General features: G+C 41.6%; 8 protein-coding genes and 2 pseudogenes. 6 read left to right on the top strand and 4 right to left on the bottom strand.

Going from position 1 to position 11,238, the window contains the following annotated elements:
• Positions 1 to 315 precede the first annotated feature (315 nt).
• The 6 genes and pseudogenes from rplJ (at position 316) to A5295_RS01635 (ending at position 7,762) form a co-directional block, all read left to right on the top strand.
• The gene (gene rplJ / locus A5295_RS01655; protein ID WP_012913809.1) at positions 316 to 837 is read left to right on the top strand and encodes a 50S ribosomal protein L10; all 522 of its coding nucleotides are present in this window, start codon (positions 316 to 318) and stop codon (positions 835 to 837) included.
• A gap of 97 nt (positions 838 to 934) precedes the next feature.
• Positions 935 to 1,315, top strand: coding sequence for a 50S ribosomal protein L7/L12 (rplL, locus tag A5295_RS01650; protein WP_004105575.1), 381 nt, complete (start codon positions 935 to 937; stop codon positions 1,313 to 1,315).
• Between the two features lie 150 nt (positions 1,316 to 1,465).
• Positions 1,466 to 1,639: pseudogene (locus A5295_RS06140) on the top strand (peptidase); the annotation flags it as partial.
• 532 nt (positions 1,640 to 2,171) lie between these two features.
• Positions 2,172 to 4,247 (top strand): DNA topoisomerase (ATP-hydrolyzing) subunit B, encoded by a 2,076-nt coding sequence (gene gyrB / locus A5295_RS01645; protein WP_102704527.1) that lies wholly within the window; start codon positions 2,172 to 2,174, stop codon positions 4,245 to 4,247.
• 69 nt (positions 4,248 to 4,316) lie between these two features.
• Positions 4,317 to 6,947 (top strand): DNA gyrase subunit A, encoded by a 2,631-nt coding sequence (gyrA, locus tag A5295_RS01640; protein ID WP_064621535.1) that lies wholly within the window; start codon positions 4,317 to 4,319, stop codon positions 6,945 to 6,947.
• Positions 6,948 to 7,096: 149 nt separating this feature from the next.
• Positions 7,097 to 7,762, top strand: coding sequence for a DUF3566 domain-containing protein (locus tag A5295_RS01635; RefSeq protein ID WP_004109560.1), 666 nt, complete (start codon positions 7,097 to 7,099; stop codon positions 7,760 to 7,762).
• Between the two features lie 85 nt (positions 7,763 to 7,847).
• Here A5295_RS01635 and A5295_RS01630 read toward each other — a convergent pair.
• The 4 genes and pseudogenes from A5295_RS01630 to rbsD all read right to left on the bottom strand — a co-directional run.
• Positions 7,848 to 8,150, bottom strand: a pseudogene (locus A5295_RS01630) (MscL family protein); the annotation flags it as partial.
• 132 nt (positions 8,151 to 8,282) lie between these two features.
• Positions 8,283 to 9,251: a ketopantoate reductase family protein gene (locus A5295_RS01625; RefSeq protein ID WP_064621534.1), complete on the bottom strand. Its 969-nt coding sequence runs from the start codon at positions 9,249 to 9,251 to the stop codon at positions 8,283 to 8,285.
• A 242-nt stretch (positions 9,252 to 9,493) separates the two neighbouring features.
• Positions 9,494 to 10,540 carry a ribokinase gene (locus A5295_RS01620; RefSeq protein WP_064621536.1) on the bottom strand — a complete coding sequence of 349 codons (1,047 nt, stop codon included), beginning with the start codon at positions 10,538 to 10,540 and terminating at the stop codon, positions 9,494 to 9,496.
• A gap of 46 nt (positions 10,541 to 10,586) precedes the next feature.
• Positions 10,587 to 10,982 (bottom strand): D-ribose pyranase, encoded by a 396-nt coding sequence (gene rbsD / locus A5295_RS01615; protein WP_004109421.1) that lies wholly within the window; start codon positions 10,980 to 10,982, stop codon positions 10,587 to 10,589.
• Positions 10,983 to 11,238 lie beyond the last annotated feature (256 nt).

Raw genomic sequence — 11,238 nt, 5'->3', positions numbered from 1 at the left:
ATTCGAGGGTATGTAAATTACATGCCCTCTTTTTTATTTTTATAGTATTTCTCTTGACATTGTCCTAACGGCGTATTAAACTTACCCAACGTAAACCACAGACCGTTGGCGGAATTAAAAATTCCTGAAATTGATGTGTCAGGCCAGCACAGGTTGAGCGATGATTTATAGCGAATTTCGTTATGAGTCGAAAATTTAAGCACGCCTTAGTGCTTCTTATGTTGCTCTGCCAGTGCGCAGGGCTTTTTTTTATTGCTCTGTTTAATTAAGCTTGATGCGTTTCTTTCACCTACGGCCAATTTAGGAAGGAACGCCATGAAGAGGCCCGAAAAGGAAGCGGTAGTTGCCGAGCTTACGGAACTTTTCCGTAACGCAGACGCTATCTACCTCACCGAGTACCGCGGGCTTACCGTTCCGCAGATTTCTACTCTGCGCGAAAAGCTAGGCCGCGATACTTCCTACTCTGTGGCTAAGAACACGCTTGCTCGTATTGCTGCTAAGGAAGCGGGCATTGAAGGTCTTGACGAGCTTCTCGCCGGCCCAACTGCAGTCACCTTCGTTAAGGGTGATTTCATTGAGGCTGCTAAGACCTTGCGTGATTTTGCCAAAGAGAATAAAGCCCTCGTCATTAAGGGCGGTTTCGCAGATGGAACCGTTTACGATGCCGAAGGTGCAAAGCAGCTCGCCGACTTGAAGTCGCGCCCACAGTTGCTTTCCGAAATGGCCGGCGCGCTCAAGGGCACCATGTCCAAGGCCGCTTACCTGTTCAACGCATTGCCAACCAAAGCAGTTCGTACAATCGACGCTTTGCGCGAGAAGCAGGAAAAGGCCGCTTGATTCCCTTGCAGCTTGCTGCATGAGACCAACCAAATGTAAAAATGTTATGGTCGTAAGGCATAAGGTATGCCCGGCCAAGTAAGAAAGGAAGCCAATTATGGCTAAGCTCACTAACGAAGAGCTTCTTGAAGCTTTCGGTGAAATGACCCTCGTTGAGCTCTCTGAGTTCGTCAAGGCATTCGAAGATAAGTTTGATGTCGAAGCTGCTGCTCCTGTAGCCGCTGTTGCCGCTGCTCCAGCTGCTGCTGGTGCTGCTGAGGAAGAGAAGGACGAGTTTGACGTCGTTCTCACCGCTGCTGGCGATAAGAAGATTGCAGTCATCAAGGCTGTGCGTGCTTTGACCAGCCTTGGCTTGGCTGAAGCTAAGGCTCTCGTGGACGGCGCTCCAAAGGCTGTTCTCGAGAAGGCTAAGAAGGAAGACGCTGAGAAGGCTAAGGCTGCCCTCGAAGAGGCTGGCGCTTCCGTTGAACTTAAGTAGTTCTAACTTTTTGTTGCTTTGCGCGTAACGCAGTTTTATGCGTGCGTGTATAGTGAAAATTAGGCGGTAGGATTATTCCTGCCGCCTTTTTTGTTGCGCTGCGACCTTTTCTTTACTTGCGCGTAAAGTTTCTGCCGCGCGTGTTATGCGAAGGTTGATGACAAGGCTGCCGCAAAGAAGTCTGATAAGAAGTCTGAAGCTAAGAAGTCTTCCGAGAAGAAGGCTGCTCCATTGGCTAAGACCGGTGCTGCTGTAGCTTTGGCTGCTGTTGCTGCTTCTGTGCTTGCTGGCATGGGTGCTGCTCTTCGCAAGATCCGTCACTAAGCTGAAATCTGATTCAGTGATGAATCATTTGGGCTTTAGCTTATTGGTTGATCGTTGAGTCGGTTTTACTGTGAATTACTTAGTCTAGTGTGCTGAAAGGTGCGCTAGACTAAGTGCTTTTGTAAAAAATTTTGTGCTCTGCACGCTGTGTAGATCTTTTAGTTTTATACAGCAATTAATTGGTTTGCGTTTGCTTGTTGATATGGTTTGCCAAATTTCCTTTTTTACTATTGATTCAGGCTTCGTTAACCGATTAATGCTGAGCACTTTGCGTTGTTGCTTTCCGCTAGGGACGGTTGGTAATATCGCAAGTTTCGAGGCTCGGAAGTTTCTTCCGAGCCTTTTGTTATTTCCATTTGCATAAAGATTTTAAAAATWRTWRMAATGCCTATTTCTGAAGAGAGGTCATAGTATGTGTGTAGAATGTCATGTATTATGGCTAAAACGCTAGAATCCCCTTTTATGTGCTTTCTGGCATATGTTGGCTCTATAAATGCCTTTTAATATGAGGCAATTTGTGAAGGGACCTAAAGTGGCAAACACGGAAGATAATTCGATGGATAATGCCGTCGAAGAGCATAAACTCGATGATGCTCAACTCGATGATTCACTTGCTCCTGAACATTATGATGCGAGTGACCTTCGTGTTCTAGAAGGATTAGAGGCAGTTCGTATTAGACCAGGCATGTATATTGGTTCTACTGGTCCTCGTGGATTGCATCATTTGGTTTATGAGATTGTTGATAATTCTGTTGATGAAGCTTTGGCAGGATATGCTTCGCATATTGAAGTAACAATTTTGCCTGATAATGCTATTCGTGTTGTCGATGATGGTCGAGGTATTCCAGTAGATGAAGTGCCAGGCGAAGGTGTTTCTGGTGTTGAAACAGTTATGACTAAGCTTCACGCTGGCGGTAAGTTTGGTGGCGGCGGTTATGCTGTTTCTGGTGGTTTACATGGTGTAGGTATTTCTGTTGTTAATGCACTTTCTACTCGTGTAGAAATTGAAGTTCGTCGTCAAGGATTCCACTGGACTCAAACTTATGTTAATCAGCATCCAACTGCTCCTTTGGCAAAAGGTGAGCCAATGGCAGAAGGAGAATCTACTGGAACTTCTGTGACTTTCTGGCCAGACGGAACAATTTTTGAAACAACAGTTTATGATTTTGAAACCTTGCGTTCTCGCTTCCAGCAGATGGCTTTCTTAAATAAGGGTTTGAAGATTTCTTTAACTGATTTACGTAAGCCAGATGAAGCTGGAGATGAAGTTGCAGGTGATTCCGAATCTTCTAGTGAAGAAAAGCATAGAAGCGTAAGCTACCAGTATGAGCATGGTATTAAAGACTATGTTGATTACTTAGTTAAATCTCGAAAAGCTGTTCCAGTAGAGCCAGATGTTATTGACTTTGAGGCTGAAGATCTTGAAATTGGTATTTCTGCGGAAATTGCTATGCAATGGACTGTTGCTTATTCTGAAGCAGTTCACACTTTTGCTAATACTATTTCGACTACTGAAGGCGGTACTCACGAAGAAGGATTCCGTGCAGCACTTACTACTTTAGTTAATCGTTATGCTCGCGAAAAGAATATTTTGAAAGAGAAAGATACTAATCTTTCTGGTGATGACGTTCGCGAAGGCTTAACAGCAGTTGTTTCAGTAAAGCTTACAACTCCACAGTTTGAAGGTCAGACTAAAACAAAGCTTGGCAATTCTGAAGCTAAGACTTTTGTGCAAAGAGTCATGACTGAAAAGCTTGGAGATTGGTTTGATGCTCATCCAAATGAAGCAAAAAATATTATTCAAAAAGCTATAGAAGCTTCTCGTGCTCGACTTGCTGCTAAAAAAGCTCGCGAAAATACTCGTCGCAAGTCTATTTTTGAAACTGCTGGAATGCCAGATAAGTTGAAGGATTGCCAGTCAAGTAATCCTGAAGAATGTGAATTATTCATAGTCGAGGGTGATTCTGCAGGTGGCTCAGCAATTCAAGGTCGCGATCCTATTACGCAAGCAATTTTGCCTTTGCGTGGTAAGATTTTGAATACTGAACGCGCTTCAATCGACAGAATGATGAAGTCTGAAACTATTGAATCCTTAATTACTGCTGTTGGTGGTGGTTATGGAGAAGACTTCGATTTAAGCAAGGTTCGATATCACAAAGTCATTATTATGGCTGATGCTGATGTCGACGGTGCTCATATTGCTACTTTGAATTTGACATTATTCTTCCGCTATATGCGTCCTATGATTACTGCAGGATACGTTTATGTTGCTATGCCACCTTTGTACCGTTTGAAGTGGAGCAAGGGAGCACATGATTTTGTTTATACGGATGCTGAGCGAGACAGAGTTTTGGCAGAAGGTAAAGCTGCTGGTCGTCAACTTCCTAAAGGTGAAGGTATTCAGCGATACAAGGGCTTGGGTGAGATGAGTTATCAGGAGTTGTGGGAAACAACAATGGATCCTGAGCATCGTATTTTGAAGCAAATTCATATTGAAGATGCTGCTCGAGCTGATGAAACATTCTCCATGCTTATGGGCGATGAAGTAGAGCCTCGTAGACTCTTTATTCAAAGAAATGCTCATGATGCAAGGTTTATTGACGCTTAAAAGTATTAATTTATTCGARAAGATAAAAAGAAAAAACTTTAATTTTTATAAGATTAAGAAGGAATTGAAGTGGTAGACGAAATAAATTCCGCTCGTGATGATGCTGAGCGAGATCAGCTTCCAGATGATTCTATGGAACCACAGAGCCCTCAGGAAGCAGATAATACTGATTATGGCTTAATGAGGGGTGCTCGCGTAAAGAACATGGATTTGCAGCAGGAAATGCGCGAATCTTATTTAGCTTACGCATTATCTGTTATTGTTGAGCGTGCTTTACCAGATGTTCGTGATGGTTTAAAACCTGTTCACCGTCGTGTTATTTATGCAATGTATGATGGAGGATACAGGCCTGATCGCGGATATAACAAGTGTTCTCGCGTTGTCGGTGATGTTATGGGTAAGTATCACCCTCATGGTGATTATGCTATCTATGACACTTTAGTGCGTATGGCTCAGTCTTGGTCAATGCGCTATATGCTTGTTGATGGTCAAGGAAACTTTGGTTCTCCTGGTGATGATCCTGCAGCAGCAATGCGTTATACGGAATGCCGTATGGCACCGTTGGCTATGGAAATGGTACGAGATATCGATAAAGATACCGTTGATTTCCTGCCAAATTATGATGGTAAAACTCAAGAGCCTACGGTTTTGCCAGCTCGTTTCCCGAATCTTTTAGTTAATGGTTCTGCTGGTATTGCTGTTGGTATGGCAACCAATATTCCACCTCATAATATGCGTGAAGTGGCTGATGGTGTGCACTGGGCGTTGGATCATCCTGATGCAAGCAAGGAAGAACTTCTTGAAGCTTTAATTCAGCGAATTAAAGGACCTGATTTCCCTACTGGAGCAACAATCTTAGGTCACAAGGGAATTGAGCAAGCGTACCGTACAGGTCGCGGCTTAATTACAATGCGAGCAGTAGTTAATACTGAGGAAATTAAGGGACGCATGTGCTTGGTTGTTACCGAGCTTCCATACCAAGTTAATCCTGATCGCTTAGCTGCTTCTATTCGTGAAGCTGTACGAGATGGCAAAATTCAAGGTATTGCAGATATGCGCGACGAAACGTCTGGTCGTACTGGTCAGCGTTTGGTTCTTGTTCTTAAGCGTGATGCTGTTCCAAAAGTTGTTTTAAATAATTTGTATAAGCATTCGCAATTGCAGCAAACTTTCGGCGCAAATATGCTTGCTTTGGTTGATGGCGTTCCTAGAACTTTGAGTTTGGATGCGTTTATTCGTCATTGGGTAACTCATCAGCTTGAAGTAATTGATAGGCGTACACGTTACTTAAAGCGTGAAGCTGAAGAGCGAGATCATATTTTGCAAGGCTATTTGAAAGCTTTGGATATGATTGATGAAGTTGTGGCTTTAATTCGTTCATCTAAAGATGTTGAAACTGCTCGTACTGGTTTAATGAATTTGCTTGATGTTGATGAAGTTCAAGCGGATGCCATTCTTGCAATGCAACTTCGTAGACTTGCAGCTTTGGAACGTCAGAAGATTCTCGACGAGCATGAAGATTTGATGATTAAAATTGCTGATTACAACGATATTTTGGCAAGCCCAGAACGTCAGCGCAAAATTGTTGGCGATGAACTTGATGAAATTGTTGCAAAATATGGTGATGATCGCAGAACTAAGATTCTTCCATTCTCTGGTGAAATGAATGTTGAAGATCTTATTGCTGAAGAAAACGTTGTTGTAACAGTAACTCGCGCAGGTTATATTAAGCGTACTAAGGCAGACGAGTATCGTGCTCAACACCGCGGTGGTAAAGGCATTAAGGGTGCAAAGCTTCGTGAAGATGATGTAGTTGATCACTTCTTCTTAACTTCTACACACAATTGGTTGCTCTTCTTTACTAATCGTGGTCGAGTTTATCGTCTGAAAGCCTACGAACTTCCAGAAGGATCTCGCGATTCTAAAGGTCAGCATGTTGCTAATTTGTTGCAATTTACTCCTGGAGAAACAATTCAAGCAGTGTTATCAATTCCAAATTATGATGTTGCTAAATACTTGGTATTGGCAACTCGTTCCGGGAAAGTTAAGAAAACTGCATTGCAAGAGTATGATTCTCCACGTCAAGGCGGTTTGATTGCTGTACGTTTGATGGCAAATGAAGAAACAGGTGAACCTGTCGACGAGCTTATTGGTGCAGCTTTGTGCAATTCAGAAGATGACATTATTCTTGTTTCTAAGCTTGGAATGAGTTTGAAGTTTAGAGCAGATGATGAACAACTTCGACCAATGGGTCGTCAGACTGCCGGCGTTCAGGGTATGAGATTCCGTGAAGGTGACGAATTACTCGATATGGACGTTGTTGCGGCAGAAACTAGTAAAGATCTTCTTGTTGTTACTAATGAAGGTTTTGCTAAGCGAACTGCTATTGAAGAGTATCGTTTGCAAGGAAGAAACGGCTACGGTGTTAAAGCTGTTCAACTTGCAGAGGGTCGTGGTTCATTAGTTGGAGCTTTGATTGTTGAAGAAACAGATCAAGTAATGGCAATTATGAAGTCCGGTAAGGTAATTCGTTCTGACGTTAATGAAGTGAAGCGCACTGGTAGAACAACTCAAGGCGTAACCTTAGCTAAGCCGGATAAAGGCGATGAAATTATTTCTATTGCCCGTAATGAAGAAACGGATGACGAAGAAAATCAATTAGAAGAAAAAGAAGCTACTTCAGAAAATGAGGAAGCTTAAGAAACTTCTTATGTGGAATAATATTAATAATATTATTCCACAAAAATTTGAGAGTACTAATAAAAACTGTTCTAGTCTGTTTTTATTGGTACTCTCATTGGTATAATGACACTGATTATAGGCAAATTAATAAGAGAAGGAACACTGAGATGAGCGAAAATTTTGAGCCATCGCAAAATCCGATGAATATGAATGAGGAATCTGCAAGATTTTTGTCTAATGACACAGAATTATCTGCAGAAAAAATGGTTCCTTCTAAGGAAGTTAATTATTCAAGTGAAGAAAATAATTTTGATGAAATATCTGGTAATTCTTCTTTAGGAAATATTGTTAAAAATTCATCATCTTCTGGACGTGTTAGTGGTAGTTCCAATACGTATCGTCGTACAATTGGTGGTGCTGCTTCATCTATTTCCAATAAATCAAATGCAACAAAATCGGGACGTGTTCCGCGTGCTCGTCGTATGAGTCTTTCTTTAGTAAGAGTAGATGCATGGTCTGTAGCAAAAGTAACATTCCTTTTAAGCGTTGCAGGAGGAATTATTCAAGTTATTGCTGCAGGTTTAGTGTGGTTGTTCTTGAATATGATTGGTGTATTTGATCAAGTAACGCAGATTGTTTCTTCTACTGGTTTGGATAGTAACGGTTTTAATCTTGCAGATGTGTTCTCACTCCCAACAGTATTAAGTACTGTGACTATTTTTTCAATTGTAGAAATAATTATAATAACCGTATTATCTGCAATAATTGCTCTTCTATATAACGTTGTTGGTTCATTAGTTGGAGGAATTCACATTACTTTAGGTGACGACTGATAGTGTGAATAATTTAGCTTTGGATAATAAAATTCCCACTGTTTACTACGAAGCAGTGGGAATTTTTTATAAGAAAAATAAGAAATTAACGTTTTACTAGTTCGTCACGAATATCTTGTAACAGTTGAATAGTTTTTTCTTCACGCTCTTTTCTTTTTTCTTCTTCAGTTTTTTCATGTTCAATTTGCAACAAATCTGCACCAATTTCACGCAATTTATTAATAGGTAAAACAATGCAGAAATAAACTGCTGTAGCAACAATAAGGAAATTCAATAATGCTCCAATTACTGCGCCAAAAGAAATTGTTGCACCATTCATACTAATAGTTAGAACACCATTAAGTTCTGGCTTTCCACAAATCATTGCAATAAGAGGMTTAATAATATTTATGATTTTAGACTCTAAACTTTATCATCATACTAGATGTTACGCGCGGATAATAAAAAGCGGCCCGCAGTAAAAACCGCGAGCCGCGCCTCCTTCTCATTCATTGCAAGAGCTATAGGGATACTCTCTAAATTATTGCTGATTATGAAGTTTGAACGCGAGTTCTGCCAAATGAACTCCATGCGTTAAGAATTCGTGAGTGCGGCAAACGTAATCATTTTCGCGACCGAGCTTCGCTATGTAACCATTAATGTAATCGACTTCAGTCTTTCGTCCGCGACTCATATCTTGGTACATAGAAGGATAGTGCAGAGGATTTGCAACGCGACTTACGTAATCGATAGCCTCTAGCTCCTGCTGACGCGTATTAACCATACGAATTCCGGCACGATCGCACACGTCGTACGCTTCGTTAATAAGCTGTTGAGCCATATCCATAGCCCCAGGGTACGAAATAAACTGACCCATTTGAATCTGATACATTGTGCACAAAGTGTTAACTACGGAATTGAAAACTACCTTCGCCATGCACGTACCCTTGAAATCTTCCGTAATAGTAGGATTCAATCCGGCAGCTTTAAAGTCGTCTCGCATAGCAAGCTCAACGTCACTCACCTGCTCGTTCAACGCGCACATATTCATAGTTCCAACGCCAACTTTACCAATAAAATCAACGTCGCCCGGACCGTTCAAAACGGTTGCAATCATGGCAGTTCCGCCGTAAATATGATCATCCGGGAAGTACTGCTGCAACTTTTCAAAATGACCCCAGCCATTCATAGCAGCAAACACTACCTGATGCTCTTTAAACAAATGCTTACAACGCTCCAACATTTCCGCAAGCTGCATTTGCTTCATAAACACAATCCACACGTCTGGATCGCCATCATAATCTTCAGGCGTATACATATTAATCGGTACCAAATGACGGTTTTCATGGTCACGGCTCACCATTACGCCGCCTTGCTCGCGAACTTTATTCACATTCTCATCCCAGGCATCAATGAAATCAACATGAATGCCAGCCGTTTCCTGCAACAAAACGCCATAGCGATATCCCATAGCTCCCGAACCGATCATTGCATATTTCATGCCACTCATAGTGACACCTCCTTTTAGGTAAAAATGTGCTTAGGCGAAATTCGTGCATACATGAAAATTCGTCGAAGCGACTGTAAATATAGTAAAAAGCAGTAAGGCTGATTGTAGTGACTAAAATCAGCCAACTGCTTTTTGGTTTTTATAGCATATTACACAGTTTTAGAAGAATGTCAAAATTCTGTACATCGGCAAGGCGCGAACGTCAACTGAATATACTTACAATTTATGCATGCATCACCTACTTACAAGTGAAAAAATTGACGAATTTGAGCAACTGTACCGTAAGAAGCTTGGGCACCAAATCCAGTAGCAGCATATGCCGCTACATAAGAAGCGAGTGACGCTGCATCAACCAACCGCATATCCACAGACAAACACGCAAGCACAGTACCCATAAAAGCATCGCCACAACCCGTAGTATCAACGGCATTGACATGCTGAGCCATAATTCGATGCACCGAATTATCAGCATAATCCAAAACCATAGACCCACGTGAGCCAAGTGTTACTATTGCCTCATTAAAGCCAAACTCATGCATTGCATGAAGCGTATGCTTCCAATCAAATGAATCCCAATCACCGCTATCTGGTTCTGAAATATGCAATAGCTGTGCCATTTCATGCTCATTGACCAGTAAGATATCTGCAGATCGTATAAGATCTTGCGGTAATGTATCCAAAAAAGGCGAATTATTAAGCAAAACTTTTACGCCATGTTCATGCGCTAAGCGAGCGCACATCGTAACCGATTCTAATGGACTTTCCAAGCAAAGCCCTAATACTTTTGCATTAGTAATAGCAGCTTGCACAGATGGCGACTGAATATAATCAATATCAACTTGCGAGTTAGACCCAGGCGCATAAACAATAGTATTTTCGCCACTTTGCGCATCCACTGTAATCACTGTTGCGCCACTGTTGCAATTGGGTACATGACGTACATACGTCGTATCAACACCAGATTCTCGCAAAGCACCAGTAAGAAAATCAGCATTAGCATCATCACCTACAGCACCGAAGATACATACGTGCGCACCAAGCTTTGCAGCAGATACTGCCTGATTACCTGACTTGCCTCCAGGCAGTATTCGTATTTCGTTACCTTTAATGGTCTCACCAGGCATAGGAAGACGATTAGCAACAATAGTATAATCCGCATTCATAGAACCAACTATCGCTACAGTAGGCATCTTCATATTTCGTAACGCAGGCAATGTCTCATGTTGCAAAGCCACGTTAACAGGCTGAATGACTTTAATCTTTTCTAAACTCTCTAACAAGTCAAGCATATGATAACTACACATAATTCTCCCTAAATATTGCGCAAAACAAAGCTTAGAATGGAACGCCACAACGCAGCAACACGTTAGAATACGGAGTAGTCTCACCCGTTCGAATCACGAATTTAGCTTGCGAAACAAGAGCCTTAAACCCTCGTTCGCCATCATGCGGCACATAAGTCAATGGCACACCAAGCAAATCCTTGATCCATGTTTCTGGAACATCATCACAAGCTTCTTCCGCCATAATACCAGACTCAAGAACAAGATCATCCTTTATTGATGCAAGCACATCAGGAAATCGCGGTATTCCAAAAACCAAAGCTAAATCAATAACTTCTACGCCCGCTGGGACAGGCAAGCCACAGTCAGAAACAACAAATTGATCCTTATGCCTCAATTTTGCAATAGCAGCTGCTAATTGTGCGTTCAAGATACCATGAGTTAACATAATTCACCCCATATCGTGGCTCATGAAAGTGACATCAACAATGATCATCACCTTCATAACAAGTGCGCCACCACGAACATATATGATAAAAAATCTTATTAAGAAAACAATGGCGTTGAGAACACTAAAGCATACGGTATTAATAAATTTTACTGTTGCGATTATTTTCACGAAAGCATCATGAATGCTCTCAACACCATATAAATTTTGCATTAGCTATATTAATCCATAAAACTACTCAACATAAACTTTAATG

The organism is Gardnerella sp. 26-12, assembly GCF_001660745.1.
Lineage (GTDB): Bacteria > Actinomycetota > Actinomycetes > Actinomycetales > Bifidobacteriaceae > Bifidobacterium > Bifidobacterium swidsinskii.
Note: the sequence above shows the minus strand (reverse complement) of the source record. Positions and strands in the feature narration are given on the sequence as shown.

Coding starts and splice junctions, on each gene's coding strand:
- A5295_RS01620 (WP_064621536.1), bottom strand. CDS start 10,540: ATGCTTGACTTGTTAGAGAGTTTAGAAAAGATTAAAGTCATTCAGCCT.
- A5295_RS01635 (WP_004109560.1), top strand. CDS start 7,097: ATGAGCGAAAATTTTGAGCCATCGCAAAATCCGATGAATATGAATGAG.
- rplL (WP_004105575.1), top strand. CDS start 935: ATGGCTAAGCTCACTAACGAAGAGCTTCTTGAAGCTTTCGGTGAAATG.
- rplJ (WP_012913809.1), top strand. CDS start 316: ATGAAGAGGCCCGAAAAGGAAGCGGTAGTTGCCGAGCTTACGGAACTT.
- rbsD (WP_004109421.1), bottom strand. CDS start 10,982: ATGTTAACTCATGGTATCTTGAACGCACAATTAGCAGCTGCTATTGCA.
- A5295_RS01625 (WP_064621534.1), bottom strand. CDS start 9,251: ATGAGTGGCATGAAATATGCAATGATCGGTTCGGGAGCTATGGGATAT.